21 protein-coding genes are annotated in these 26,416 nt (G+C 67.2%); 9 read left to right on the forward strand and 12 right to left on the reverse strand.

Features of this window, described 5'->3' with window-relative positions; all coding sequences use genetic code 11:
• Positions 1 to 69: 69 nt before the first annotated feature.
• The 7 genes from ispC to rpsB all read right to left on the reverse strand — a co-directional run bounded on the left by ispC (position 70) and on the right by rpsB (position 6,511).
• On the reverse strand, positions 70 to 1,251 hold the full coding sequence (gene ispC, locus RS901_RS16590) for a 1-deoxy-D-xylulose-5-phosphate reductoisomerase (protein ID WP_316149877.1): 1,182 nt from the start codon (positions 1,249 to 1,251) through the stop codon (positions 70 to 72).
• 11 nt (positions 1,252 to 1,262) lie between these two features.
• Positions 1,263 to 2,084 carry a phosphatidate cytidylyltransferase gene (locus RS901_RS16595; protein WP_316149879.1) on the reverse strand — a complete coding sequence of 274 codons (822 nt, stop codon included), beginning with the start codon at positions 2,082 to 2,084 and terminating at the stop codon, positions 1,263 to 1,265.
• Positions 2,085 to 2,120: 36 nt separating this feature from the next.
• Complete coding sequence (locus tag RS901_RS16600) at positions 2,121 to 2,891, reverse strand: isoprenyl transferase (protein ID WP_316149880.1); 771 nt, start codon at positions 2,889 to 2,891, stop codon at positions 2,121 to 2,123.
• 44 nt (positions 2,892 to 2,935) lie between these two features.
• Positions 2,936 to 3,496 carry a ribosome recycling factor gene (frr, locus tag RS901_RS16605; protein WP_010809598.1) on the reverse strand — a complete coding sequence of 187 codons (561 nt, stop codon included), beginning with the start codon at positions 3,494 to 3,496 and terminating at the stop codon, positions 2,936 to 2,938.
• A gap of 110 nt (positions 3,497 to 3,606) precedes the next feature.
• Positions 3,607 to 4,317, reverse strand: coding sequence for a UMP kinase (gene pyrH / locus RS901_RS16610; protein ID WP_316149882.1), 711 nt, complete (start codon positions 4,315 to 4,317; stop codon positions 3,607 to 3,609).
• Between the two features lie 271 nt (positions 4,318 to 4,588).
• Positions 4,589 to 5,467: a translation elongation factor Ts gene (gene tsf / locus RS901_RS16615; protein WP_010809600.1), complete on the reverse strand. Its 879-nt coding sequence runs from the start codon at positions 5,465 to 5,467 to the stop codon at positions 4,589 to 4,591.
• A 297-nt stretch (positions 5,468 to 5,764) separates the two neighbouring features.
• On the reverse strand, positions 5,765 to 6,511 hold the full coding sequence (gene rpsB / locus RS901_RS16620) for a 30S ribosomal protein S2 (protein WP_013956961.1): 747 nt from the start codon (positions 6,509 to 6,511) through the stop codon (positions 5,765 to 5,767).
• A gap of 333 nt (positions 6,512 to 6,844) precedes the next feature.
• Here rpsB and map point away from each other — a divergent pair, with 333 nt between their 5' ends.
• From map to RS901_RS16635, 3 genes are all read left to right on the forward strand, one after another.
• A complete protein-coding gene (gene map, locus RS901_RS16625) occupies positions 6,845 to 7,663 on the forward strand; it encodes a type I methionyl aminopeptidase (RefSeq protein ID WP_316149883.1) in 819 nt (272 codons plus the stop codon).
• A gap of 87 nt (positions 7,664 to 7,750) precedes the next feature.
• Positions 7,751 to 10,333 carry a [protein-PII] uridylyltransferase gene (locus RS901_RS16630; RefSeq protein WP_316149884.1) on the forward strand — a complete coding sequence of 861 codons (2,583 nt, stop codon included), beginning with the start codon at positions 7,751 to 7,753 and terminating at the stop codon, positions 10,331 to 10,333.
• A 22-nt stretch (positions 10,334 to 10,355) separates the two neighbouring features.
• A complete protein-coding gene (locus tag RS901_RS16635; RefSeq protein WP_316149885.1) occupies positions 10,356 to 12,215 on the forward strand; it encodes a pseudouridine synthase in 1,860 nt (619 codons plus the stop codon).
• 89 nt (positions 12,216 to 12,304) lie between these two features.
• Here the strand turns inward: RS901_RS16635 and def are convergent, their stop codons facing one another.
• From def to smc, 4 genes are read right to left on the reverse strand one after another with little or no spacing between them, the layout of a single operon-like run.
• Positions 12,305 to 12,838 carry a peptide deformylase gene (gene def / locus RS901_RS16640; protein ID WP_316149886.1) on the reverse strand — a complete coding sequence of 178 codons (534 nt, stop codon included), beginning with the start codon at positions 12,836 to 12,838 and terminating at the stop codon, positions 12,305 to 12,307.
• 14 nt (positions 12,839 to 12,852) lie between these two features.
• Positions 12,853 to 14,982, reverse strand: coding sequence for an NAD-dependent DNA ligase LigA (gene ligA / locus RS901_RS16645; protein ID WP_316149887.1), 2,130 nt, complete (start codon positions 14,980 to 14,982; stop codon positions 12,853 to 12,855).
• Between the two features lie 12 nt (positions 14,983 to 14,994).
• Complete coding sequence (locus tag RS901_RS16650) at positions 14,995 to 16,320, reverse strand: cell division protein ZipA C-terminal FtsZ-binding domain-containing protein (RefSeq protein ID WP_316149888.1); 1,326 nt, start codon at positions 16,318 to 16,320, stop codon at positions 14,995 to 14,997.
• Entirely contained in the window at positions 16,317 to 19,832 is a 3,516-nt protein-coding gene (gene smc, locus RS901_RS16655) for a chromosome segregation protein SMC (protein ID WP_316149890.1), read from the reverse strand. The genes RS901_RS16650 and smc overlap by 4 nt, the downstream gene beginning before the upstream one ends.
• A 433-nt stretch (positions 19,833 to 20,265) precedes the next feature.
• Between smc and RS901_RS16660 the strand changes: the two genes are divergently transcribed.
• Complete coding sequence (locus RS901_RS16660; protein WP_316149891.1) at positions 20,266 to 21,093, forward strand: ferritin-like domain-containing protein; 828 nt, start codon at positions 20,266 to 20,268, stop codon at positions 21,091 to 21,093.
• Positions 21,094 to 21,107: 14 nt separating this feature from the next.
• Here RS901_RS16660 and RS901_RS16665 read toward each other — a convergent pair whose 3' ends face one another.
• Positions 21,108 to 22,076, reverse strand: a complete 969-nt coding sequence (locus tag RS901_RS16665; RefSeq protein ID WP_316149892.1) for a DMT family transporter — start codon at positions 22,074 to 22,076, stop codon at positions 21,108 to 21,110.
• A 194-nt stretch (positions 22,077 to 22,270) separates the two neighbouring features.
• Here RS901_RS16665 and dapC point away from each other — a divergent pair, with 194 nt between their 5' ends.
• From dapC to dapE, 5 genes are all read left to right on the forward strand, one after another.
• Complete coding sequence (gene dapC / locus RS901_RS16670; protein WP_316149894.1) at positions 22,271 to 23,470, forward strand: succinyldiaminopimelate transaminase; 1,200 nt, start codon at positions 22,271 to 22,273, stop codon at positions 23,468 to 23,470.
• Positions 23,471 to 23,539: 69 nt separating this feature from the next.
• A complete protein-coding gene (gene dapD / locus RS901_RS16675; RefSeq protein WP_316149895.1) occupies positions 23,540 to 24,367 on the forward strand; it encodes a 2,3,4,5-tetrahydropyridine-2,6-dicarboxylate N-succinyltransferase in 828 nt (275 codons plus the stop codon).
• A gap of 92 nt (positions 24,368 to 24,459) precedes the next feature.
• Positions 24,460 to 24,843 carry a hypothetical protein gene (locus RS901_RS16680; RefSeq protein ID WP_011615476.1) on the forward strand — a complete coding sequence of 128 codons (384 nt, stop codon included), beginning with the start codon at positions 24,460 to 24,462 and terminating at the stop codon, positions 24,841 to 24,843.
• 22 nt (positions 24,844 to 24,865) lie between these two features.
• Positions 24,866 to 25,213 carry an ArsC family reductase gene (locus RS901_RS16685; protein WP_316149897.1) on the forward strand — a complete coding sequence of 116 codons (348 nt, stop codon included), beginning with the start codon at positions 24,866 to 24,868 and terminating at the stop codon, positions 25,211 to 25,213.
• A 19-nt stretch (positions 25,214 to 25,232) separates the two neighbouring features.
• Positions 25,233 to 26,396, forward strand: a complete 1,164-nt coding sequence (gene dapE, locus RS901_RS16690) for a succinyl-diaminopimelate desuccinylase (RefSeq protein ID WP_316149898.1) — start codon at positions 25,233 to 25,235, stop codon at positions 26,394 to 26,396.
• The last annotated feature ends 20 nt before the right edge of the window (positions 26,397 to 26,416 follow it).

Genomic DNA, 26,416 nt, shown 5'->3' on the forward strand with positions numbered 1-26,416 from the left:
CCGGACCCCGGGGGACCCGGGGCCGCCGCAGCCGCTATTGTCGCAGATGCGGCAAGCCGCCCCGCCGGATCAGCGCTTTGCAGCCAGGGCGGCCACGCCGGCGCGTGCCGCCTTGCGCGCCAGCGCGTCAGCTGACAGCACCGCTTCGAGCGTATCGGCAGGCCCTTGAGGTGCTGCCTCAAGCACCTGCCGGACGATGCCGGCAATGTCCGTGAAGCGCACTTTGCCGCCCAGGAATGCCTCGACCGCCACCTCGTTGGCCGCATTGAGGGCCGCCGGCGCCACTCCGCCAGCGCGCAGTGCATCGAAAGCCAGGCCCAGGCACGGGAAGCGCACCAGGTCCGGCTTCTCGAAGTGCAGGCCTCCGGCCACCGTCAGGTCCAGCGGCGTCACGCCCGCGTCGATCCGCTCCGGATACGCCAGGCCATAGGCGATCGGCGTGCGCATGTCCGGGTTGCCCAGCTGCGCCAGCACCGAGCCATCGGTGTAGGCCACCATCGAATGCACGATGCTCTGCGGATGGATCAGTACCTCGATGCGCTCGGCCGGGGCGCCGAACAGCCAGTGCGCCTCGATGACCTCGAGGCCCTTGTTCATCATGGTGGCGGAGTCGACCGAGATCTTGCGGCCCATGACCCAGTTGGGGTGGGCACAGGCCTGGTCGGGGGAAATATCGTGCAGCGTGGCCGGGTCGCGCGTGCGGAACGGCCCGCCCGACGCGGTCAGCAGCACCTTGGCCACGCCCCGGCCGTAGCGCGGATCGTCGGCCGGCAGGCACTGGAAGATGGCGTTGTGCTCGCTGTCGATCGGCAGCAGCGTGGCGCCGTGCTCGCGCACCGCATCCATGAAGATGCGGCCAGACATCACCAGCGCTTCCTTGTTGGCCAGCAGCACGCGCTTGCCGGCACGTGCTGCCGCCAGCGTCGGGCGCAGGCCGGCGGCGCCGACGATGGCGGCCATTACCGAATCGGTCTGCGCATCGGCGGCCACGGATTCCAGCGCGGCTTCGCCGTGGCTGACCTCGGTCTTCACGCCGGCATCGCGCAGCAGCGTTTCCAGTTCGCGCGCTGCCTCTGCAGTCCCCACCACGGCGCGGGCCGGGCGGAATTCAATGCACTGGTCAGCCAGCTTGCGCACCTGCCGGTGGGCGGTCAGCGCATGCACCGCATAGCGGTCGGCATGGCGCCTGATGACGTCGAGCGTGCTTTCGCCAATGGAGCCGGTGGCGCCCAGGATGGTAATGCGATGCATAGCAGACGGCTTCAGAGAAAAATCAGCATCAGGGCGGCCAGCGGGAACACTGGCAGCAAGGCGTCGATCCGGTCCAGCACGCCGCCATGGCCGGGCAGCAGCCGGCTGCTGTCCTTCCTGCCGACCTGGCGCTTGAGCAGCGATTCGAACAGGTCGCCGACCACGCTCGCCGCGACCAGCAGCGTGGTCAGCACCGCCACATAGGCCAGCCCGCCACGATCGCCCATCGCGGAGAACCACGTCGGTGCAAAGGCATGGGTGGCGGCGAGCGCCAGGCCGATCACCAGCGCCAGCAGCCAGCCGCCGATGGCGCCCTCCCAGGACTTGCCCGGGCTGATGCCAGGCGCCAGCTTGCGCCGGCCGATGGCCTTGCCGGTGAAATACGCGCCGATATCGGCCGCCCACACCAGCACGGCCGCGGTCAGCAGCACGCCGATGCCGGCCCCGCGCAGGATCATGGTGGCATGGGCGAACGCGGGCAGCATCACCAGCCCCAGCAGCGCGCCCAGAGCGGTAAACGACGGCGTCGCGGTGCGCACGCCGCGCGCCAGCAGCACCACCGCGACGCCCCAGCAGACCACCGCGGCTTCCAGCAGCCAGGTGATGGCGTGGCGCAGCGGCAGGTCATGCCAGGCAATGGCCGCGATCAGGCACGCCAGCGCATAGACATAGGGCCACGGCCCGCGCAGCCCGATCAGGCGGCCGAATTCCCAGCCGGCCAGCAGCACGATCACGGCCACCAGCCCGGCCAGTGCCGCGGGCGGCGCCAGGAACAGGATCGGCAGGATCAGCAGCAACAGGCACAGTGCGGTGATGACGCGGGTGAGGAGCATGCGCTGCAGTCCCGTGAGAGGTTGGAGTTGCCAGGGTCAGGCGGTACCCGATAGACCCGGGGCGACCAGCTGTGCGCTGGTGCGGCCGAAACGGCGTTCGCGCTGGCGGTACGAGGCGAAGGCCTTGTCCAGTTCCGCGGCGTCGAAATCCGGCCAGAAAACGTCGGTGAAATACAGCTCGGAATACGCCAGCTGCCACAGCAGGAAGTTGCTGATGCGCTGTTCGCCGCCGGTGCGGATGAAGAGATCCGGCTCCGGCGCATAGGCCATCGCCAGGTGCGGCGCCAGCGCCGATTCGTCGATCGAGGCCGGGTCGAGCATGGGCGAGCGCGCCAGCATCTTGCGCATGGCCTGCAGCAGGTCCCAGCGGCCGCCGTAGTTGGCGGCGATGGTCACGGTCAGGCCGGTGTTGCCGGCCGTGCGCGCCTCGGCATCGCGGATCATCTGCTGGATGCGGGGGCTGAAGCGGTCCAGGTCGCCCACCACCCGCAAGCGGATGTTGTTGGCGTGCATCTTCACCACTTCGCGCCGCAGGGCCATCATGAACAGCCGCATCAGGAACGAGACCTCGTCCGCCGGGCGCCGCCAGTTCTCGGAACTGAAGGCGAACAGCGTCAGGAACTGCACGCCACGGGCGGCGCTGGCTTCGACCACCGCACGCACCGCGTCCAGCCCCCGGGAATGCCCGGCAACGCGCGGCAGGTGCCGCTGGGTCGCCCAGCGGCCGTTGCCGTCCATGATGATGGCAACGTGGCGGGGGACGTAGGAGGTATCGGGTACGTCGAGCGTTGAACTGATGTGCTGCATGATGGCAGACGGTCGTTGACTGCCCCGGCCATGCCGGGACGGGGTCAGACCGTCATGATCTCCTTCTCTTTCTCGGCGACCATCTTGTCGATCTCGGCCACGTACTTGTCGGTCAGCTTCTGCACTTCGTCCTGGCCACGGCGCTCGTCGTCCTCGGAGATGGTCTTGTCCTTGACCAGCTTCTTGAACTGCTCGTTGGCATCCCGGCGCAGGTTGCGCACGGCAACCTTGGCGCCCTCGGCCTCTCCCTTGACGACCTTGGTCAGCTCCTTGCGGCGCTCTTCGGTCAGTGCGGGCATCGGCACGCGGATCACTTCACCCATGGTGGCCGGGTTCAGGCCCAGGTCGCAGTCGCGGATGGCCTTCTCGACCGCGCCCACCATCTTCTTTTCCCAGGGCTGTACCGTGATGGTACGCGCATCGGCCAGGCCGACTGCCGCGACCTGGCTGATGGGAACCATCGAGCCGTAGTAGTCCACCTGAACGTGGTCGAGCAGGCCGGTGTGGGCACGGCCGGTGCGGATCTTCGCCAGATCGGCCTTGAAGGCTTCGATCGACTTCTGCATTTTCTGCTCGACGCTCTTCTTTGTGTCGGCGACGCTCATTTTTACCTCCGGAAATCAGCCAACCATGATCCCCCTGGCGGGGATCGAAAATGAATCATTCTACTCTTTGCCCGGCCAGATACCAGCAGCCCGGCGTCTGGCGCCCTGCCTCAGACGTGCACCAGCGTACCTTCGTCCTCGCCCAGGATGATGCGCTTGAGCGCGCCCGGCTTGACGATCGAGAACACCCTGATCGGCAGCTTCTGGTCGCGGCACAGGGCGAAGGCGGTGGCGTCCATCACTTGCAGATTGCGCGAGATGGCCTCGTCGAAGCTGATAGTGGTGTAGCGCGTCGCGCTCGGGTCCTTCTTGGGGTCGGCGGTGTACACGCCGTCCACCTTGGTCGCCTTGAGCACGACCTCGGCACCGATTTCCGAACCGCGCAGCGCGGCGGCGGTGTCGGTGGTGAAGAACGGGTTGCCGGTGCCGGCGGCGAAGATCACCACCTTGCCCTCTTCCAGCTGGCGGATCGCGCGCGGGCGGATATAGGGCTCGACCACCTGGTCCATGCGCAGCGCGGACTGCACGCGGCCTTCGATATTGGCATGGCGCATCGCGTCCTGCAGCGCCAGTGCGTTCATCATGGTGGCCAGCATGCCCATGTAGTCCGCGGTGGCGCGGTCCATGCCGGCGGCGCCGCCGGCGACGCCGCGGAAGATGTTGCCACCGCCGATGACCACCGCGACCTGCACGCCGAGCTTCACGATCTCGGCAATGTCGTTCACCATCGCCTCGATGGTGGCGCGGTTGATGCCGAAGGCATCTTCGCCCATCAGGGCTTCACCGGACAATTTCAGAAGGACGCGCTTGTAGGCTGGCATGTTCACCCTCGGACAGGAGCAAATCGCTCGGTTGAGACGATCTTGAGTCGTATGTTTTGGCACCGGCGGCACGGATCCTCGTGCCGCCGGCGGAAGAAAGCCGGTTTTCGGGGTGCCCCGGACTGCCGGACCACCACGGAAACTGGCTGCTGCAGTGCAACGCGGCATGCGCGGCGTCGCACTACTTATGCAGAGGGGCACCTTACGGCGCCCCTGCGGCATTATAGGCGCCCGGACCAGCCCGAACGGGCAGTCCGCGGCGCCCCGGACATCAGCCCTTCTGGGCAGCGGCCACCTGGGCGGCCACTTCAGCGGCGAAGTCGTCCTGCTTCTTCTCGATGCCTTCGCCCACCACGAACAGGGTGAAACCCTTCACGGTCGTGTTGGCGGCCTTCAGCATCTGCTCAACCGTCTGCTTGTCGTTCTTCACGAACGGCTGGTTGAACAGCGAGACTTCCTTCAGGTACTTCTGCACCGAACCCTCGACCATCTTGGCGACGATTTCGGCCGGCTTGCCCGACTCGGCAGCCTTCTGCTCGGCAATGCTGCGCTCCTTGGCGATCAGGTCGGCGGGGACCTGCTCGGCGGACAGCGACACCGGCTTCATGGCGGCCACGTGCATGGCCACGTCCTTGGCGGCGGCTTCGTCGCCATCGAATTCGACCATCACGCCGATGCGGGTGCCGTGCAGGTACGAAACCAGCTTGCCGCCGTTGGCGTAGCGGGCAAAGCGGCGGATCGTCAGGTTCTCGCCGATCTTGCCGATCAGGGCGGTGCGGGTGGCTTCAACGCTCACGCCGTCGATTTCCAGCGCCGACAGGGCGGCCACGTCGGCCGGGTTCTGCTTGGCGATCAGTTCGGCGACCTTGGCCGAGAAAGCCAGGAAGTCGTCATTCTTGGAGACGAAATCGGTCTCGCAGTTCAGTTCGACCAGCACGCCGGTGGTACCGTCGATGAACGATGCGACCACGCCTTCAGCGGTCACGCGCGACGCGGCCTTGCTGGCCTTGTTGCCCAGCTTGACGCGCAGCAGCTCTTCGGCCTTGTCCAGGTCGCCGTCGGCCTCGGTCAGGGCCTTCTTGCATTCCATCATCGGCGCGTCGGTCTTCGCGCGCAGTTCTGCAACCATGCTTGCGGTAATTGCCGCCATTTGTCACTCCTTGAATGTTTCACGCCGGCTGCCGGCAGTCGCCCGCGGCACCCGGTCGGTGGGTCTACAGCACACCCGCGGCAGATACTGCCTGCGGCGGATGACAACAATTCAAATTCAAAAAAAGGGGGCGCCAGATGTGCCCCCTTTCTTATTGCCCTTCTTGCCCGGCTGCCGGCGTACCCCGGCTTTCGCCTTGCGCGCAGCCCGTGGTGACGGGCGGCAAGCGTTGCTTGTCTGTCGTGCGGTGACGTTGCGCGCTAGCGGGTTCCTTTCCGGCAATCAGGCGGCGGGCAATCAGCCTTCCTGCACTTCGACGAATTCGTCGTCGCCGCCGCGCGCGGCCTCGACCACTTCCTGCACGGCGTTGGCACGGCCTTCCAGGATCGCGTCGGCCACACCGCGCACGTACAGGGCCACGGCCTTGCTCGAGTCGTCGTTGCCCGGGATCACGTAGTCGATGCCTTCCGGCGAGTGGTTGGTATCAACCACGCCGATCACCGGCACGCCCAGCTTGTTGGCTTCGGTCACGGCAATCTTGTGGTAGCCGACGTCGACCACGAAGATCGCGTCCGGCACGCCGCCCATATCCTTGATGCCGCCGATCGACTTTTCCAGCTTCAGCATCTCGCGCTCGAACATCAGCGCTTCCTTCTTGCTCATGGTGTCCAGCGCGCCGGCTTCCTTGGCGGCTTCCATGTCCTTCAGGCGCTTGATCGAGATCTTGACCGTCTTGAAGTTGGTCAGCATGCCGCCGAGCCAGCGGGCGTCGACGTAGGGCATGCCGGCACGGCCAGCTTCTTCAGCCAGGATTTCGCGCGACTGGCGCTTGGTGCCCACGAAAAGGATGGTGCCACGATTGGCTGCCAGCTGACGCACGTACTTCATTGCGTCCTGGAACATCGGCAACGTCTTTTCGAGGTTGATGATGTGGATCTTGTTGCGATGGCCGAAGATGAAGGGGGCCATCTTCGGGTTCCAGAAGCGGGTCTGGTGGCCGAAGTGGCAACCGGCTTCCAGCATTTCGCGCATGGTAACGGACATGTAAATCTCCAAAGGGTTAGGTCTGAAGCCCGCCCCGACATTCCTGAAAAGGAACACCCCGGATAGGCGGGCCAGCGATTTCAAACAGCAACAGGAATATCCTGCAAAATTCCGGCCTGGCGCACGCAATACTGCACTGCAACCAAGTCAGCCCGCTATTGTAGCAAAAAAAGTGCGGCCCGCTCAAGCCGCCCGGTGCCCTGGCGCCCTGCGGACTCAGCCCGGGACGGCCGCACACAGGCTGCGATCCGGCCCCGATGGTGCGATAATCCTACATTGACTTTCGATTTCGGCGCGGCCAGTGGCCTCGCCATCACTTTTTGGCGACGCAGCATGAGCATTCACCTGAACACCGCCGAAGACATCGCCCAGATGCGTGTGGCTTGCCGCCTTGGGTCCGAGGTCCTCGACTACATCACGCCCTTCGTCCAGCCAGGTATCACCACCGGCGAAATCGACCGCCTGTGCCACGCCTACATGCGTGAAGTGCAGGGCACGGTGTCGGCGTGCCTGAACTATGCTCCCCCCGGCTATCCGCCCTTCCCCGGCGCGATCTGCACCTCGGTCAACGACGTGATCTGCCATGGCATTCCGGGCGAACGCGTGCTGAAGAACGGTGACGCGATCAACCTGGACATCACGGTCATCACCAAGGAAGGCTACTACGGCGACAACAGCCGCATGTTCATTGTCGGCGAGGGCTCGATCCTGGCCAAGCGCCTGTCGCAGGTGACCTATGAATGCATGTGGAAAGGTATCGCGCAGGTTCGCCACGGCGCCCGCCTGGGCGACATCGGCCACGCCATCCAGGTACACGCCGAAGCCGCCGGCTACAGCGTGGTGCGCGAGTACTGCGGCCACGGCATCGGCAAGAATTTCCACGAAGACCCGCAGATCCTGCACTACGGCCGCCCGGGCACCGGCGCCGAGATCAAGGCCGGCATGATCTTCACCATTGAGCCGATGATCAACGCCGGCAAGCGCGATATCCGCACCATGCCCGACCAGTGGACGGTCAAGACCCGCGACCGCAGCCTGTCGGCGCAGTGGGAGCACACCGTGCTGGTCACGGAAACCGGCTACGAGGTCCTCACGGTATCGGCCGGGAGCCCGGCACCGCCGGCCTTTATCACCGATTCCGTCGCGGCCTGAGGCCGCACCGAAGCCAGGGGCGCCTGACCGGGCGCCTTTCTTTTTCCAGCCGTGCCCACCAACCCGCTCCCCGAGCCCGCCATCTCCATGGACACCACGCCGGAACTGCTGCTTGCCGCGCGCGTGCGCGATAAGCTCAAAACCGACAAGCAGGCGCTGTTTGCCGACTTCAACCTCAGCGCCAACGTCGGCACGCTGATCACGCGGCTGCGCCGCGCTGTCGACGCCGCGCTGGTGGAAGCCTGGCGCGGCCTGGAGATGCCCGCGGGCGCAGCGCTGGTGGCGGTGGGCGGCTATGGCCGCGGCGAGCTGCTGCCGTACTCCGACGTCGACGTGCTGCTGTTGCTACCCGCCGAGCCCGACCAGGACACCACCGGGCGCCTGGAGCGTTTTATCGGCCTGTGCTGGGACCTTGGGCTGGAGATAGGCTCTTCGGTGCGCACCGTGGACGATTGCATCCGCGAGTCGCGCCAGGACGTCACCATCCAGACCTCGCTGCTGGAAGCGCGGCTGCTGACCGGCAGCCGCAAGCTGTTCGAGTCGATGCGCACGCGCTACCTTGCAGACCTGGACCCGGCCGCGTTCTTCCAGGCCAAGCTGCTGGAAATGCGCCAGCGCCACGCCAAATACCAGGACACGCCCTACGCGCTCGAGCCCAACTGCAAGGAAAGCCCGGGCGGCCTGCGCGACCTGCAGGTGATCCTGTGGATGACCAAGGCGGCGGGCCTGGGCGACAGCTGGAAAGAACTGTTCGAGCGCGGCCTGCTGACGCAGCGCGAAGCGCAGGAGCTGGCGCGCAACGAGCGCCTGCTCAAGACCATCCGCGCGCGCCTGCACCTGGTGGCCGGCCGGCGCCAGGACGTGCTGGTATTCGACCTGCAGACCGCGCTGGCGGAGTCCTTCGGCTATCGCCAGACTACCAACAAGCGCGCCAGCGAACAGCTGATGCGCCGCTACTACTGGGCGGCCAAGGCAGTCACGCAGCTCAACAGCGTGCTGCTGCTCAATATCGAGGCGATGCTGTTCCCGAGCGAGTCACAGGTGACGCGCGTGCTCAACGAACGCTTTGTCGAGCGCCAGGGCATGCTGGAGATCACCAGCGACGACGTCTATGAACGCGACCCGCATGCGATCCTGGAAACTTTCCTGCTGTACCAGCGCACGCCCGGCGTGAAGGGACTGTCGCCGCGCACGCTGCGCGGGCTGTACAACGCGCGCACCGTGATGAACGCGGGCTGGCGCAACGATCCGGAGAACCGCCGCCTGTTCCTGGCCATCATGCAGGAGCCGCAGGGCATCACCCACGCGCTGCGCCTGTTGAACCAGACCAGCGTGCTGGGCCGCTACCTGATCAACTTCCGGCGCATCGTCGGCCAGATGCAGCACGACCTGTTCCACGTCTACACGGTGGACCAGCACATCCTGATGGTGGTGCGCAACATGCGCCGCTTCGCCATCGTCGAGCACACCCACGAGTTCCCGTTCTGCAGCCAGCTGATGGCCAGCTTCGACAAGCCGTGGGTGCTGTCGGTGGCAGCGCTGTTCCACGACATTGCCAAGGGCCGCGGCGGCGACCACTCAAAGCTTGGCACCGTGGATGCGCGCCGCTTCTGCAGGCTGCACGGCATTGCGCGCGAAGACGCCGACCTGATCTGCTGGCTGGTCGAGCACCACCTGACCATGAGCCACGTGGCGCAGAAGCAGGACCTGACCGATCCCGACGTGATCCACGCCTTTGCCCGCGTGGTCGGCAGCGAACGCTACCTGACCGCGCTCTACCTGCTTACCGTGGCCGACATCCGCGGCACCAGCCCCAAGGTATGGAACGCGTGGAAGGGCAAGCTGCTGGAAGACCTGTACCACATCACGCTGCGCGTGCTGGGCGGCGCGCGCGTGGATTCGCATTCGCTGTGGTCGCAGCGCAAGGAGGACACTATCTCCGAGCTGCGCCTGAAAGCCTTCGACCCGGCGCTGGGCAAGTCCCTGTGGGCACAGCTCGACGTGGCCTTCTTCCTGCGCCACGATTCGCACGATATCGCCTGGCTCACGCGCCACCTGTACAACAAGGTGGACAGCCCCACGCCGGTGGTCAAGGCACGCGTCTCCCCCGCCGGCGAAGGCCTGCAGGTGGCGGTCTACGTCAAGGACCAGCCCGACCTGTTCGCGCGCATCTGCGGCTATTTCGAGCGCAAGGCGTTCTCGATCCAGGACGCCAAGATCCACACCACGCGCCACGGCTACGCACTGGACACGTTCCAGGTCACCGACCCGGGCATGGCCGGCGACGGCGGCAACTATCGCGACATCATCGCGCTGGTCGAGCACGAACTGTGCGAGCGGCTGCGCCTGCAAGGCGCACTGCCCGAACCCACGCAGGGGCGGCTGTCGCGCCAGTCGCGCAGCTTCCCGATCAAGCCGCGCGTGGACCTGCGCCCGGACGAGCGCGGCCAGTATTACCTGCTGTCGCTGTCCGCCAACGACCGCACCGGCCTGCTGTACGCCATCGCCCGCGTACTGGCACGGCATCGCGTATCCGTCCACACGGCACGCATCAACACCCTGGGCGAACGCGTCGAAGACGTGTTCCTGGTCGACGGCAGCCGCCTGGCTGCCGACAACCGATTGCAGATTCAGCTTGAACAGGACTTGCTCGCCGCCCTCGCCATCTGAGGCGGGCGGGCAGCATCAACATATGACCGACAGCAATTCGCCGAAGCGCAAGACGCTAGGTATCAAGGCCGCCAGCGACACCGGCACGGCCGCGCGCAAGACCGGCACCCGCCCCGTGCGCGTGTCCGACCTGAACCGCAAGCGCGTGCAAGCCGTCTCCGAAGGCATCAAGCGCGCCCAGGAGCGCGCCGGCGGCAAGACCGGCGGCCGTCCGGCCCAGGGCGAGTCGCAGGCCGGCGCAGCCCAACGCGCCGCGCCCCGCGCGCCGCGTCCCGCTGACGGCGAACGCCAGGCACGCCCGCGCCGCCCGGAAGGTGGCGAGGCGCGTCCGCGCCGCTTCGGCGATGACGAAAGCCGTCCCCGCCGTTATGGCGACGACCGGGGTGAGGCACGTCCGCGCCGTTTCGAAGGCGGCGAAGCGCGCCCGCCGCGGCGCTTTGGCGACGACGACAACCGCCCGCGCCGCACTGGCGACGATCGCGGCGAGGCACGTCCGCGCCGTTTCGAAGGCGGCGAATCGCGCCCGCCGCGCCGTTTTGGCGACGACGACAATCGCCCGCGCCGCACTGGCGACGATCGCGGAGAGGCACGTCCGCGCCGTTTCGAGGGTGGTGATTCGCGCCCGCCGCGCCGCTTTGGCGACGATGACAACCGCCCGCGCCGCACTGGCGACGATCGCGGCGAGGCACGTCCGCGCCGCTTCGAGGGTGGTGATTCGCGCCCGCCGCGCCGCTTTGGCGACGATGACAACCGCCCGCGCCGCACTGGCGACGATCGCGGCGAGGCACGTCCGCGCCGCTTCGAAGGCGGCGAAGCGCGCCCGCCGCGCCGTTTCGAGGGCGGTGATTCACGTCCGCCGCGCCGTGCTGGCGAGGACAACAACCGTCCCCGCCGCTTCGAAGGCGCCGACTCGCGTCCGCGCCGTTATGGCGATGACGACCAGCGCCCGCGCCCCGCGCCGTCGGGCGAGCGCCGCCGTGAAGGCACCGCGCCGGCACGCCGCTTCAGCGACGCCGCCGACCGCATCCGCACCGCCGGCCCGGCACGCCAGCAGGCACCGGCCGCGCGCCAGGAAAAGCCCGCGCCCGCCCGCGCCGAGTCCAGCCACGACGACGGCCTGGTGCGCCTGTCCAAGCGCATGTCCGAACTGGGCCTGTGCTCGCGCCGCGAGGCCGACGAATGGATCCCGCACGGCTGGGTGCTGGTCGACGGCAAGCCCGTGACCGAACTGGGCAGCCGCATCCGCCCCGACGCCGAGATCGAGATCAAGCAGGAAGCGCGCTCCGAACAAGGCGAGCGTGTCACGGTGCTGCTGAACAAGCCGGTGGGCTACGTCTCCGGCCAGGCCGAAGACGGCTACGAGCCGGCCGCGGTGCTGTTTACCCCCGAGAACCAGTGGGAAGGCGACCCCACGCGCAAGCGCTTTGCCCCGTGGCAACGCAAGAGCCTGGCCCCGGCGGGCCGCCTCGATATCGACTCAACCGGCCTGCTGGTGCTGACGCAGGACGGCCGCGTCGCGCGCGCGCTGATCGGCGAGGATTCGACTGTCGAGAAGGAATACCTGGTGCGCGTGGTCTGGCACTCGCCGCAGGGCGTGGTCGAGCGCAATATCAGCGCGGAATTCCCGGCCGATGATCTCGAGCTGCTGCGTCACGGCCTGTCGCTGGATGGCGTGCCGCTCAAGCCGGCCAAGGTGAGCTGGCAGAACGAGGAGCAGCTGCGCTTCGTGCTGCGCGAAGGCCGCAAGCGCCAGATCCGTCGTATGTGCGAACAGGTCGGGCTGCAGGTGGTCGGCCTCAAGCGCGTGCGCATGGGACGCGTGGTGCTGGGGGATCTGCCGCCGGGCAAATGGCGATTCCTGGGACAGTTCGAGAAGTTCTGATTCCGGAATTTTCCGACGCAAAAAAACCGGTCCCCAGGACCGGTTTTTTTTGTGCCTTGCGCGGGTTCGATACCGCGCCGCACCGCGCGTCAATCGTCACTATTCGGCGGCAGATCCGGAAACAACACCTCGGTAAACCCAAACTGCCTGAAGTCCTTGATCCGCATCGGATAGAGGATGCCCTGCAGGTGGTCGTATTCATGCTGCACCACGCGCGCATGGAAGCCCTCAGCCACGCGTTCGATGCGGTTGCCCATCAGGTCGTGGCCGCTGTACTTCAGCCGCAGGTGGCGCGGCACCACGCCGCGCAGGCCGGGGACTGACAGGCAGCCTTCCCAGCCGTCCTCCATCTCGTCGGACTCCATTTCCAGCACCGGGTTGATCAGCACTGTCTTGGGCACGGTGGGCGCGTCCGGGTAACGCGGGTTGCGGTCGAAGCCGAAGATCACCACCTGCAGGTCCACGCCAATCTGCGGCGCGGCCAGGCCAGCGCCGTTGGCGTGGTCCATGGTGTCGAACATGTCTTCGATCAGCGTGCGCAGCTCCGGCGTATTGAAGCGCTCCACCGGCCGCGCCACCTGCAGCAGGCGCGGATCGCCCATCTTGAGAATCTCGCGGATCATGGTTGTTTCCCCGGTTATTCCTGTGCCGGCGCGGCGCCGGCTTCAGCCAGCAGCGCCAGCATGCCGGCCTCGTCCAGCACTGGCACGCCCAGCGCCTCGGCCTTGTCGAGCTTGCTTCCTGCCTCGGCGCCAGCGACCACGTAGTCGGTCTTCTTCGATACCGAACCCGCCACCTTGGCGCCGGCGGCTTCCAGCAGTTCCTTGGCGTCCTCGCGCGACATGGTGGGCAGCGTGCCGGTCAGCACGAAGGTCTTGCCCGACAGCGGCGCCGGGGCCTTGGCCACCGGCTCGCTTTCCGCCCAGTGTACGCCTGCGGCGCGCAGTTGTTCGATGACCTCGACGTTGTGCGGCTCGGCAAAGAAGTGCGCGATCGACTGCGCCACCACCGGGCCGACGTCGTTCACTTCCAGCAGCGCGGCTTCGTCGGCTGCCATCAGCCCATCCAGCTTGCCGAAATGCCTGGCCAGGTCCTTGGCGGTGGCTTCGCCCACATGGCGGATGCCCAGCGCGAAAATAAAGCGGTTCATGGTGGTCTCGCGCGACGCGTCGATCGCAGCCACCAGATTGGCCGCCGATTTGTCGGCCATGCGCTCCAGCGCGGCCAGCTTGGCCACGCCCAGCTTGAACAGATCCGCAGGCGTGCGCACGATGCCCTGGTCGACCAGTTGCTCGACCAGCTTGTCGCCCAGGCCTTCGATATCCATAGCGCGCCGCTGCGCGAAATGTAGCAGCGCCTGCTTGCGCTGCGCGGCGCAGATCAGGCCGCCGGTGCAGCGCGCGATGGCTTCGTCCTCGAGCTTCTCAATATGCGAGCCGCACACCGGGCAGGCGGTCGGCATCACGAAGGCGCGCGCGTCGGCGGGACGGCGCTCGGTCACCACGCCGACCACTTCCGGGATCACGTCGCCGGCGCGGCGCACGATCACGGTATCGCCGATATGCACGTCCTTGCGGCGGATCTCGTCCTCGTTGTGCAGCGTGGCATTGGTCACGGTCACGCCGCCGACGAAGACCGGCTTGAGCCGCGCCACCGGCGTGATCGCGCCAGTGCGGCCGACCTGCACTTCGATGTCCTCGACGATGGTGGTCATTTCCTGCGCAGGGAACTTGTGCGCCAGCGCAAAGCGCGGCGCGCGCGAGACAAAGCCCAGGCGCTCCTGCTCGGCCAGCGCGTTGACCTTGTAGACGACACCGTCGATGTCATACGGCAGCGCGTCGCGGCGCTGGCCGATATCGCGGTAGAAATCCAGCAGCCCCTGCGCGCCCTTCACCACCGCGCGGTCCTTGCACACCGGCAGGCCCAGCGCGGCAAAGCCGTCGAGCATGGCGCTGTGGGTGGGCGGACGGTCCACGCCCTGCAGCTCGCCCAGTCCGTAGGCGAAGAATGACAGCGGCCGCTTGGCGGTGATGCGCGGATCGAGCTGGCGCAGGCTGCCTGCGGCGGCGTTGCGCGGGTTGACGAAGGTCTTCTCGCCGGCCTCGGCCTGGCGTTCGTTGAGCTTGTCGAAGTCGCCGCGGTACATGAAGACTTCGCCCCGCACTTCAAGCACGGCGGGAGCCTGGCCGCGCAGCTTCAGCGGGATCGCCTTGATGGTGCGCACGTTGACGGTGACGTCCTCGCCGGTCTCGCCGTCGCCGCGGGTAGCGGCCTGCACCAGTCGGCCATCCTCATAGCGCAGCGACATGGCCAGGCCGTCGAACTTCAGGTCGCAGGCGTACTCGACTGCGTCGGCGGCGCTGAACAGGTCCTGCTCGCCGGCGGCGGGCGCGGTGCGGCCCAGGCCTTGCGCGCAGCGGCGGTCGAAGTTCAGTACGTCTTCATCCGCAAAGCCGTTGTTGAGCGACAGCATCGGCACGCGGTGGCGCACCGAGTCGAAGGCCGACAGCGGCTCGCCGCCCACGCGCTGGGTGGGCGAGTCCGGCGTCTGCAGTTCGGGATGTTCCAGCTCCAGCGCCTGCAACTCGCTGAACAGCGCGTCGTACTCGGCGTCGGGAATGGTCGGCGCGTCCAGCACGTAGTACTGGTAGTTGTGGCGATCCAGCTCGTCGCGCAGCCAGGCCACGCGCTTGGCGGCAGCTTCGGGCGGCAAGGCGCCGACGGGCGCGGAGGCATCTGCCTGCGCGCCGCGGTGTGTTGCGGTCATGACAGGCTCCGGCTAGATGCTGAACAGGCGCTGCGCCACCAACGACCCGGCCGGCATGCCGCGCGCTTCCAGCTTGTTGTACAGCGTTTCAAGCTGGCTGAAGATCGCGACGAACGAGGCTTCGGTCAGCGGCCGCATATTGTCGTCGACCAGTTGCGCGCCCATGCGCTGGGCCAGCGTGTGGCCGTACTCGCACATGGTCTTGAACGGCTTGGCGGCCTGGTCGGCCACCGGCACGTCGAGCAACAGCGTGATCTGGCGGCCGGCCTTGACGGTCAGGTCGTCGCGCAGGAAGTTGGTGTCGCCGAACTGCAGCGTGAACAGCGGACGCTGCACGCCCTCGGCGTTGGCCTGGTAGCGGATAAAGCGGGTGCCGTCGCGCGACAGCACCAGCCCGTCCTGCGTGGCCACGTTCTGCACGTACGCCGCCGACCACGGCGCGCCATCCGAGATCACGTTGACGCCCAGCTGCACGTCGCAGCCGGCGGCAAAGCTATCCAGCTCGCGCGCATTGGCGACGGTCTCGCTCATGTCCGGCAGGTCGGCCGAAGCATCGAGCGACTCGGCCAGCGACTCCACCGCGGTGATGAATTCCGAGAACTCCAGCGCGTTGAGCGGGCCGCCGCGGTTGGCCAGTTGCACGCCGACCTGCAGGTCTTCGTACTGGTGGCCGGCGGTGACCGGCTCCCATGCATTGGCTTCGGTGCGCAGGCCCTCGATATGGACCTGCTTGGTGCCGGCGCGGCGCAGCCGGCCGGTCAGCGGCAGGATGCGGTCACCGGAGGCCTTGCGCTCCAGGTGCAGGGGCACGATGCAGTCGATCAGGGGGTCGATCAGGGCTGGCGTGGGCTGGCCATCGGGCACGGCGGCCACCGGAGCCGGGGCCGGCGCGGGTGCAGGCGCGGGAACCGGGGCCGGAGTGGCCTCGGCTTCGGCCTCGTCCTCGGTGGCCTCGGCATGCGTCGCGGCGGCCGCGACGGACACTTCTTCGGCGACGACTTCGTCGGCGTCCGCGGTGCTTGCGGCGGCCGCTGCGGCCGCCGCCGCGTGGTTGTTGCCAGTCGCCACCGCGGCACCAGCCGTGGCCGTCGCCGGGGATAGCGTCGGCTCACGCCGCGGTGCCTGCTCGGCAGCGGCTTCGTGCAGGCGCGCGGCGGTTTCCGGCGCGGTGCTCTGGCCGACCACCGGCTCGCGCATCGGCGGCAGGTCGTCTTCGGGGCTGAGCTCGCGCGGGCGGCGCGCCTTGCGGATCTGCCACTGGTTGTAGCCGAACACCAGTACCACGAAAACCAGGCCCGCGACGATCAGCGCGGTCTGCAGGTCCATGTTCAGTTTCATGCTGCCTCCGCCATCGAAACCGCCGCGTCCATATCCACGGCCACGATACGCGAAACGCCCTGCTCCTGCATGGTCACGCCAATGAGTTGATGAGCCATTTCCATGGCAATCTTGTTATGTGAGATGAAAACGAATTGAGTCTTGTCCGACATGCGCGCCACCATATTGGCGTAGCGCTCGGTGTTGGCGTCGTCCAGCGGCGCGTCCACCTCGTCCAGCAGGCAGAACGGTGCCGGGTTGAGCTGGAACATGGCAAACACCAGCGCGATCGCGGTCAGCGCCTTCTCGCCGCCCGACAGCAGGTGGATGGTCGAGTTCTTCTTGCCCGGGGGCTGCGCCATCACCTGCACGCCGGCGTCGAGGATCTCCTCGCCGGTCATGATCAGGCGCGCCTGGCCGCCACCGAACAGCGACGGGAACAGCTCGCCGAAATGATGGTTGACCTGGTCGAAGGTGCCCTGCAGCAGCGCGCGGGTTTCCTGGTCGATCTTGGCGATCGCGTCTTCCAGCGTGTTGATGGCGTCGTTCAGGTCGGCCGACTGCGCATCGAGGAAGGTCTTGCGTTCGCGCGCCGCGGCCAGCTCGTCGAGCGCGGCCATGTTGACCGGGCCGAGCGCGTTGATGGCGTTGTTGATGCGCGTGACTTCGCCCTGCAGGTACGACGGCTTCAGGTCGCCGGTCAGCTTGTCGGCCAGCGCGGCCTCGTCCACCTCGGCCGTGGTCAGCTGCTCGCTGAACTGCTCCTGGTTCAGGCGCGCGGCCTGTTCCTTGAGCTGCAGCTCGGTGATGCGGTCGCGCAGCGGCTGCAGGCTGCGCTCGGCGGCCAGGCGCTGCTCGTCGTGCTGGCGCAGCTGTGCCGACAACGCATCGAGTTCGGTGCGCGCGATGGTGAGCTTTTCTTCCTTCTCGGCGCGGCGCTCCAGCGCTTCCTGCAGGCCGGTATGGGCGGTCTGCTCGTTGATGGTCTCAAGCTCGGCGCGGGCGTTTTCCAGGGATTCGGAAATGCGTTCGGCCTGGTCGGCGGCCACCTGGATATTGCGGCGCAGCTCCTCGATGCGGCTCGCCAGGTTACGCTCGGCAAAGAGGGCTTCCTGCGCGGCGCGCTCGAAATCGCGCAACTGGTGGCGCGCGCCCGAGAGCTTGCTGTCCAGCGCCTCGAAGGCCATCTGCTGGTCTTCGTGGGTGGCTTGCATCTCGGCCAGCGCGGCGTCGTGCTGCTCGAAGCTGGCTTCGGATTCGGCGCGGATGGCGCGCTGCTCTTCGATCTGCGCGTGGATCTCGTCCAGTTCCTCGCGGATCTGGCCGCTGCGGGCAGAGTAGCGCTCCATCGCCTGCGACAGCTTGAGCACGTCCATCTGCAACGCGTGCACGCGGCGGGTAGCCTGCTCGGCGCGCGCGCGGGCATCGCCCAGCCCCTGGCTGGCCTGGGTGTAGGCCGCTTCGGCGCGCACCGCCTGGGTCTTGGCTTCGTCAGACAGCAGCAGCTGCGCGCGCGCCTGCTTCTGCAGGTTTTCGATTTCCTGCTCGCGTGCCAGCATGCCGGCCTGCTCGGAATCGGCGGCGTAGATCTGGATGGCGTTGCGGCCCACCAGGTGGCCCTCGGCCACGACGAACGACGCACCGTCAGGCAGGGTGTTGCGCGCGGCCAGCGCCTGCGCCATGTCGGTGGCGACATGGATATCGGCCAGCCAGTCCTGCATCACGGCGCGGATGCCCGGCTCGGTGATCTGCACCAGCGACATCAGCGGGCGCAGGCCGGCAGGCGTTTCCAGCGGACGGGCGGCGGCCGGCGGCGAGTAAAAAGCCAGCTTGGCCGGCGGCGCGTCGGACAGGAATGCCTTGACCCAGTCCAGGTTCGACACTTCCAGCGCGGCCAGCTTCTCGCGCAGCACGGATTCCAGCGCGTTTTCCCAGCCCGGCTCGATATGAACCTTCTTCCACAGGCGCGGCAGCTCGGCCAGCTCATGCTTGGCCAGCCACGGCTGCACCTTGCCGTCGGTCTGCACGTTCTCCTGCAGCTGGCGCAGCGCCGACAGGCGCGCCTCCAGCGTGGCAATGGCGGAGGCTTCGCTGTGCACGCGCGCCTGCGCGGCGCGGCGCTCTTCGTCCAGGCGCGGCACGCTCTCTTCCGCGTCGGCCAGCACGGCCTGGGCTTCTTCGACCAGTGCTTCCTGCTCGGCCAGCTCGGCGCGAGCCTGTTCCAGGCGGGTTTCGTCGGGACGGTCCAGGCCCTTTTCTTCCGCCGACAGGCGTTCGCGGCGCTGTTCCAGCTGCTGCAGCATCTGGTCGGCGCTGCGCTGCTGCGCGGCTTCGAGCTTCAGGGCCTGCTCGGCCTGCATGATGCCGGCGCGCTGCTCGTTGAGCAGTTGCTGCGCGTCGCGCCATTGCGCTTCCAGCGTCGGCAGTTCGTCGTTCTTGTGGGCGACGGCTTCCTGCGCCTCGACCGTGCGGCCTTCGGCCACGGCCAGGTTTTCTTCGGCCTGCGCCAGCTCGTCGGTGGCCTGTTCGGCCTTGCCCTGCCACTGCTCGCGCTGCCCGGTCAGCGCGGCGATCTGGGCCTGCACACGATTGCGCGATTCCACCACGTAGCGGATCTCGGCTTCGAGCTTGCTGACTTCGGCATTGGCCTCATACAGCGCGCCCTGCGCGGCGTGCATGCCATCGGACGCCGCGTAATGCGCGGCGCGCATGGTTTCGAGCTCGGCTTCGACATGGCGCAACTGCGCGGTCTGCGCTTCCAGGTCGATCTGGGCCTGCTCGATGGCGCGCTGGTGGCGTTCCTGCTCTTGCTGGGCCTCGCGCTTGCGCAGCAACCACAGCAGGTGCTGCTTTTCCTCGCCGTCGGCGTGCAGCGTCTTGAAGCGCTGCGCCACCTCGGCCTGGCCTTCCAGTTTTTCGAGGTTGCTGCCGAGTTCGCGCAGGATGTCCTCGACGCGGGTCAGGTTCTCGCGCGTGTCGGACAGGCGGTTTTCGGTCTCGCGGCGGCGTTCCTTGTACTTGGAGACGCCCGCGGCTTCTTCCAGGAAGATGCGCATGTCATCGGGCTTGGCCTCGATGATGCGCGAGATCATGCCCTGCCCGATGATGGCGTAGGCGCGCGGGCCCAGGCCCGTGCCCAGGAAGATGTCCTGGATGTCGCGCCGGCGCACCGGCTGGTTGTTGATGTAGTAGGACGAAGTGCCGTCGCGGGTCAGCACGCGCTTGACCGCGACTTCGGCGTACTGGCTCCACTGGCCGGCGGCGCGGCCTTCGGCATTGTCGAACACCAGTTCGACACTCGCCCGGCCGGCCTGCTTGCGCGCGGTGGAACCGTTGAAGATGACGTCCTGCATGGATTCGCCACGCAGCTCTGACGCACGTGACTCACCCAGCACCCAGCGCACCGCATCGATGATGTTCGATTTGCCGCAGCCGTTGGGACCTACGATGCCGACCAGTTGGCCGGGCACTTGAAAATTGGTGGGATCGACAAATGACTTGAAGCCCGCCAGCTTGATCGAGGATAGTCGCACGGTTTCTCGTGTGGTATCGGCCACTCCGGTATGGGAACCGGGGTCGGCCTGGTATCGGGGCTATTGCAGTGTTCAGAAAGCCGGGCTGCGCGGGAGCCGGCGCGGCGTGACGCCAGCACCTCAAAATACCCCTCGGGCCCGAGAATTGGGGCTAATCATACCATCGCAGATGCCTTCGCCGGCCCGTTTGGCAGTCGCCCCGGCGTCATATCCCATGGCCGATTTCCCTTGCTATTCCGCCCCTTACAAGCGATTCCGCATGCACTTTGACAGGCGCGGCAGGCGCTGTCAGCCATCCTTGCCGGCCAACCGTTGGGAAACTAATTAGGGTAAATGCTAGTCTCTGATCTGTCGGCGTGACCTCGGATGCCCTCCGGGCCGCGCACCCATGAACGCGCCCCTCGCAGCCCTTGGCCAACCAGGAGGACAGAGCATGAGTGAACCGTCAGCGGCCGCCCGGCCGTGGTCTGTCAGCGACATCAACTACCAGGCGATCGACGTGGAACGCGTACGCGGCGACCGCGACCTTTTCTACCTGCTGGTGTCAGCCTCGTTCATCGAGAGCGGGTCCGACACCTATGCCGGCAACCTTGCCACCTATTACGCCCGTGTGCCCGACGCGGCCGACTGGCTTGCCGAGCACTGGGAGACCGAGGAACTGCAGCACGGGCTGGCGCTGCGGCGCTATGTCGAGCATGTGTGGCCGGAATTCGACTGGGAGCGCGGCTATGCGCGCTTCTTCGACGAGTACAGCAAGACCTGCTCGATCGACCAGTTCGAACCGACCGAGGGCCTGGAAATGGCGGCCCGCTGCGTGGTGGAAACCGGCACCGCCGCCTACTACCGCGCGCTGGAACAGGCCAGCGACGAACCGGTGCTGCGCGACCTGACGCGGCGCATCTCCAACGACGAGGTGCGGCATTACAAGCACTTTTATCAGTACTTCAACCGCTTTGCGGCATCCGAGCGGCTGGGCCGGCTGCGCGTGCTGGGCGCGCTGGCGCGCCGGCTGCTGGAGATCAAGAACGAGGACGCCGCGATCGCATTGCGCAATGTGCTGCGCATGGAGCGCGGCGTAGAGGCCGTGTCCGAAACCGAGGTGCGCGCGCTCAATGCGCGCGTGTCCGGCGTGATCCGGCGCAACATCCCTATCGAAATGACCGTGAAGATGCTGCTGCGGCCGCTGCACCTGCACCGCGGCGTGGAGCGCGCGGTGCGGGCGCCGCTGGTGGCAGTGGTGTCGCGGGTCATGCTGCACTGAACCGCGTACCGGCTTCAGTTACAGGCCGCTGCCTCGGCACCTGCTGCGGCTGGCGCCGGCGCGCGGCTGCGGTGCACCAGCCCGGACAAGGCGCCGGCGGCGATGATGCACAGGCCGCCGGCCGCTTCCTTCCAGCTCAGCACCTCGGTCGCCAGCCACCACGACGACAGCGCTGCAATGACGATTTCGAACAGCATCAGCAGCGACACGCGGTTGGCCGGCAACCGCTGCAGCCCGTATTGCACCACCGAGTTGCTGACCACCAGCATCGCCGCCAGGCCCAGCACCAGCATACCCACGCTCACCTGTGCGCCCTGGACGATGGTCACCGACGTGCCATCCAGCAGCAGCGCGGCCGGCACGCCCACCACGGTGCAGCCCAGGTAGACCACCACCGTGCGCACGCGTGCGTCCATGTCCGGGAAGCGCTGGCCGGCGCGGCGCGACAGCACATTGTTGACGGCAAAGCCCATGCCGCCGATCAGGCCCGACCATTCCGCGGCAGAGCCTGGCAGCGGCACACCGACCTCGGGCGTCCACAGCATCAGCCCGGCGCCGAACAGGGCCAGTGCCACCAGCGACAGCCCTGCCGCCGACAGCCGCTCGCCCAGGAACAGCCGGGCAAACAGCGCGGTCCAGACCGGGGTCAGGTAGAACAGCAGCAGCACGCGCATCACATGGCCGTTGACACTGCCCCAGACAAAGCCGGCGTTGGTCACGCCCGCCGCCAGCCCGATGGCGACAAACAGCCAGTGCGGGCGCAGGCCGGCCAGGTGCCGGCGGAAGGCCAGCAGCGACAGCACCGCCGCGACCGAACTGACCAGCGCCGCGGCGTGCATGCCGCCCAGGCCCCAGCCCGCCAGCACGCGGTACGGGAACCAGGCGATGCCCCAGACCGAGGCGCCGATCAGGATGGAAAGCGATGCCTTGACCGCATGGCGGTCGGCCGGCGCATGCTGCGCCGCAACAGTATTTGTGCTCATAAAGGGAATCCGTGTGAGGCGAGCCGGGCCTCCGGCCGGTGACAGGCAGGCAGCGTCCGGACGGCGCCGGCGGCATCACCAGGGCGTGATGCCCGCCATCCGTGCTCGTGGCCGGCCGCGCGGGCCGGGCCGGCGCACGGAAACCCGCGCCGTTCCTCTATAATGCGTCGTTTTAACCGGCCCCGACTGACACTGTGAATCCGCGCCTCGACCTGCTCCAGCCCTACCCGTTCGAGAAGCTGCGGGTGCTCTTTGCGCAGGTAAAGCCTGCCGACAAGCCAGCCATCAGCTTTGGCATCGGTGAACCCAAGCATCCGACGCCTGAATTCATCAAGCAAGCGCTGGCAGAGTCACTTGCGGGGCTGGCGAATTATCCCACAACGGCAGGTTCTGATGCACTACGGCAGTGCATCGCCAGCTGGCTGGAACGCCGCTATGGCCTGCCCAAGGTCAACGCCGCCACCGAAGTGCTGCCGGTGACCGGCTCGCGCGAGGCGCTGTTTGCCTTTGCCCAGACCGTGGTCGACGGCACCCGCCCGGGCGCGCTGGTGCTGTGCCCCAACCCGTTCTACCAGATCTACGAAGGCGCGGCGCTGCTGGCCGGCGCCACTCCGGTATTCGCCAACAGCGACCCGGCGCGCAACTTCGCCCCGGCCTTCGACCGCATCGCCGACGATGTCTGGCAGAAGGTGCAACTGCTGTTCGTGTGCACGCCCGGCAACCCGACCGGCGCGGTGCTGTCGCTGGAAGACTGGAAGCAGTTGTTTGCGCTGTCGGACCGCTACGGCTTCGTGATCGCCTCGGACGAGTGCTACTCGGAGATCTATTTCGACGAAGGCCGCGCCCCGCTGGGTGCGCTGGAAGCGGCGCACAAGCTGGGCCGCGGCTTTGACCGGTTGGTGATGTTCTCCAGCCTGTCCAAGCGCTCCAACGTGCCGGGGCTGCGCTCGGGCTTCGTGGCCGGCGATGCCGCGCTGCTGAAGAAATTCCTGCTATACCGTACCTACCACGGCGGCGCCATGAACCCCGCGGTGCAGAGCGCCAGCATCGCCGCCTGGAACGACGAATCGCATGTGCGCGAGAACCGCGCCGCCTACGTGCGCAAGTTCAGCGAAGTCACGCCGATGCTGGCCGAGGTGCTGGACGTGGCGCTGCCCGATGCCGGCTTCTACCTGTGGGCCGATGTCTCGCGCACCGGCCTCACCGATACCGAATTCGCCGCGCGCCTGCTGGCCGGGCAGAACGTGACCGTGCTGCCCGGCAGCTACCTGGCGCGCGAAGCCGACGGCATCAACCCCGGCGCAAACCGCGTGCGCATGGCCCTGGTGGCCACGCCCGAGGAATGCCTGGAAGGTGCGCGCCGGATCGTTGAATTCTGCCGCGCGCTCGGTTGAGCGCCAACCCATGACCGCGGCGCAGCCTGACCGCTGCGCCTTTATCCGATAACCACTGAAAAAACGCATATGACGCAAGCTCTGCAAGCCCTGATCGACCAGGCCTGGGAAGACCGCACCAGCCTGTCGCCCAAGTCCGCCCCCAACGACATCCGCGAGGCCGTCGCCAACGTCATCAGCCAGCTGGATTCCGGCGCGCTGCGCGTGGCCGAGAAGCAAGGCAAGGACTGGATCGTCAACCAGTGGGTCAAGAAGGCCGTGCTGCTGTCGTTCCGCCTGGAAGACAACGCGCCGATGAGCGCCGGCGGCTTTGCCCAGTTCTACGACAAGGTGCCGACCAAGTTCGCCAACTGGAGCGCCGACGACTTCGCCCGCGCCGGCTTCCGCGTGGTGCCGCCGGCCGTGGCCCGCCGCGGTTCGTTCATCGCCAAGAACGCGGTGCTGATGCCGTCGTACGTCAACATCGGCGCCTACGTCGATGAAGGCACCATGGTCGACACCTGGGCCACCGTCGGTTCGTGCGCGCAGATCGGCAAGAACGTCCACCTGTCGGGCGGCGTGGGCATCGGCGGCGTGCTGGAGCCGCTGCAGGCCAACCCGGTCATCATCGAAGACAACTGCTTTATCGGCGCACGCTCGGAAGTGGTTGAAGGCGTGATCGTTGAAGAGAACTCGGTGATCTCGATGGGCGTGTACCTGGGCCAGTCGACCAAGATCTATGACCGCGAAACCGGCGAGATCCACTATGGCCGCGTGCCGGCGGGCTCGGTGGTGGTGGCGGGCAACCTGCCGTCCAAGGATGGAAAGTACAGCCTGTACTGCGCCGTGATCGTGAAGAAGGTCGACGCGCAGACCCGCGCCAAGACCAGCCTGAACGACCTGCTGCGCGGCGACTGAGCGCGCCTGGCGCAGCCCGCAACGGCTGCGCCGCCCCGGGGTCCGGCCCCGGGGCAGTATTTCCGTTGTCACCCCGCCTGGCCAGGCTGAACATGCCTTCCCTCCGCAAGCGACTCATGGCCCTGGATCCCACCACCGTCAGTACCGTGCTCTCCCTGCTGCCCACCATTCTCGAGCAGGCCAACAAGACCATCGAGAAACTGAAGAAGAACAAGCGCAAGGATGGAACGCCGGAAGGCGCGGTGGCCGACACGCGCGATCCCGCGGCCCGCATCGCCGAGCTGGAAGCCGCTGCCGTGCAGCAGGCCGAGGCCGTCAAGCTGCTGGCCGAGCAACATGCCATCACCATCGACGCGCTGCGCAAGGAAGCCGCCCGGCTGGACCGCCGCCTGCGCCTGATGACCGCGGTGGCCATGGGCGGCGTGGCGCTGGGCCTGGGCGGCCTGGTGATCGCGCTGAACCTGCTGTTCCGCTGAATCCAATCCATCAAGACTAGCCATGAACGTCCTGCTCTACGGCATTCCCAACTGCGATACCGTCAAGAAAGCCCGCACCTGGCTGGATGCCAACGGCGTGGCCTACAGCTTCCACGACTTCAAGAAGCAGGGCGTGGATGAAGCCATGCTGCGCGGCTGGCTGAAGCATGTACCGCTGGCGACGCTGCTCAACCGCAAGGGCACCACCTGGCGCGCGCTGCCGGACGCCGACAAGGCCCGCGCCGAGCAGGAAGCCGGCGCGATCGCGCTGATGCAGCAAAGCCCGTCGCTGATCAAGCGCCCGGTGCTGGCCCACGATGGCAAGGTGATGGTCGGTTTTTCCGCCGACCAGTACGCCGGCCAGTTCTGATTTCCATTTCCGTAGTCCGATGACCGCCACCCTCGCCGCCACCCTCGCCCTCACCGAAAACCTGATCCGCCGCCGCTCCGTCACGCCCGCCGACGAAGGCTGCCAGGCCATCCTGGAAACCCGCCTGAAGGCGCTCGGCTTTGACTGCGAAGCGCTCGTCAGCGGTCCCGACGATTTCCGCGTGACCAACCTGTGGGCGGTCAGGCGCGGCACGCAGGGCAAGGACGGCAAGCTGCTGGTCTTTGCCGGCCATACCGACGTGGTGCCGACCGGCCCGCTGGAGCAGTGGCATTCGGACCCGTTCGAGCCGACGCACCGCGATGGCAAGCTGTACGGCCGCGGCGCCGCCGACATGAAGACCTCGATCGCCGGCTTCGTGGTGGCGGTGGAAGAGTTCGTCAAGGCGCACCCCGCGCATGCCGGCTCGATCGCCTTCCTGATCACCAGCGACGAGGAAGGCCCGGCGCATGACGGCACCATCAAGGTGGTCGAGGCCCTGTCCGCGCGCGGCGAGCGCCTGGACTACTGCGTGATCGGCGAGCCGACCTCGGTCGACACGCTCGGCGACATGGTCAAGAACGGCCGCCGCGGCTCGCTGTCGGGCAAGCTCACGGTCAAGGGCATCCAGTGCCATATCGCCTACCCGCACCTGGGCCGCAACCCGATCCATGAAGCCGCGCCGGCGCTGGCCGAGCTGGCCGCCGAGGTCTGGGACCAGGGCAATGAGTACTTCCCGCCGACCAGCTGGCAGATGTCGAACATCCATGGCGGCACCGGCGCCACCAACGTGATCCCGGGCCACGTCACCATCGACTTCAACTTCCGCTTCTCGACCGCCAGCACGCCTGAAGGCCTGAAGGCGCGCGTGCATGCGATCCTGGACCGCCACCAGCTGGAATACGCGCTGGACTGGACCCTGGGCGGCGAGCCCTTCCTGACCCCGCGCGGCGAGCTGTCCGACGCGCTGTCGTCGGCGATCGAAGCCGAGACCGGCGTCAAGACCGAGCTGTCGACCACCGGCGGCACTTCTGACGGGCGCTTTATCGCCAGGATCTGCCCGCAGGTGATCGAGTTCGGCCCGCCCAACGCCAGCATCCACAAGATCGACGAGCACGTCGAAGTGCGCTTCATCGAGCCGCTGAAGAATGTTTACCGCGGCGTGCTGGAACGTCTCGTCGCCTGATTTTTTTCGCCGAAAGACAC

Source organism: Cupriavidus sp. BIC8F (assembly GCF_032465815.1).
In the GTDB taxonomy this organism is placed as follows: Bacteria; Pseudomonadota; Gammaproteobacteria; order Burkholderiales; family Burkholderiaceae; genus Cupriavidus; species Cupriavidus necator.

Excerpts from the sequence above, each read along its gene's own strand:
- RS901_RS16685 (WP_316149897.1), top strand. The coding sequence starts at position 24,866 with ATGAACGTCCTGCTCTACGGCATTCCCAACTGCGATACCGTCAAGAAA.
- RS901_RS16660 (WP_316149891.1), top strand. The coding sequence starts at position 20,266 with ATGAGTGAACCGTCAGCGGCCGCCCGGCCGTGGTCTGTCAGCGACATC.
- RS901_RS16680 (WP_011615476.1), top strand. The coding sequence starts at position 24,460 with ATGCCTTCCCTCCGCAAGCGACTCATGGCCCTGGATCCCACCACCGTC.
- tsf (WP_010809600.1), bottom strand. The coding sequence starts at position 5,467 with ATGGCGGCAATTACCGCAAGCATGGTTGCAGAACTGCGCGCGAAGACC.
- map (WP_316149883.1), top strand. The coding sequence starts at position 6,845 with ATGAGCATTCACCTGAACACCGCCGAAGACATCGCCCAGATGCGTGTG.
- ligA (WP_316149887.1), bottom strand. The coding sequence starts at position 14,982 with ATGACCGCAACACACCGCGGCGCGCAGGCAGATGCCTCCGCGCCCGTC.
- RS901_RS16595 (WP_316149879.1), bottom strand. The coding sequence starts at position 2,084 with ATGCTCCTCACCCGCGTCATCACCGCACTGTGCCTGTTGCTGCTGATC.
- frr (WP_010809598.1), bottom strand. The coding sequence starts at position 3,496 with ATGAGCGTCGCCGACACAAAGAAGAGCGTCGAGCAGAAAATGCAGAAG.
- RS901_RS16650 (WP_316149888.1), bottom strand. The coding sequence starts at position 16,320 with ATGAAACTGAACATGGACCTGCAGACCGCGCTGATCGTCGCGGGCCTG.
- RS901_RS16665 (WP_316149892.1), bottom strand. The coding sequence starts at position 22,076 with ATGAGCACAAATACTGTTGCGGCGCAGCATGCGCCGGCCGACCGCCAT.
- def (WP_316149886.1), bottom strand. The coding sequence starts at position 12,838 with ATGATCCGCGAGATTCTCAAGATGGGCGATCCGCGCCTGCTGCAGGTG.
- RS901_RS16630 (WP_316149884.1), top strand. The coding sequence starts at position 7,751 with ATGGACACCACGCCGGAACTGCTGCTTGCCGCGCGCGTGCGCGATAAG.
- RS901_RS16600 (WP_316149880.1), bottom strand. The coding sequence starts at position 2,891 with ATGCAGCACATCAGTTCAACGCTCGACGTACCCGATACCTCCTACGTC.
- RS901_RS16635 (WP_316149885.1), top strand. The coding sequence starts at position 10,356 with ATGACCGACAGCAATTCGCCGAAGCGCAAGACGCTAGGTATCAAGGCC.
- rpsB (WP_013956961.1), bottom strand. The coding sequence starts at position 6,511 with ATGTCCGTTACCATGCGCGAAATGCTGGAAGCCGGTTGCCACTTCGGC.
- ispC (WP_316149877.1), bottom strand. The coding sequence starts at position 1,251 with ATGCATCGCATTACCATCCTGGGCGCCACCGGCTCCATTGGCGAAAGC.
- dapD (WP_316149895.1), top strand. The coding sequence starts at position 23,540 with ATGACGCAAGCTCTGCAAGCCCTGATCGACCAGGCCTGGGAAGACCGC.
- dapE (WP_316149898.1), top strand. The coding sequence starts at position 25,233 with ATGACCGCCACCCTCGCCGCCACCCTCGCCCTCACCGAAAACCTGATC.
- pyrH (WP_316149882.1), bottom strand. The coding sequence starts at position 4,317 with ATGCCAGCCTACAAGCGCGTCCTTCTGAAATTGTCCGGTGAAGCCCTG.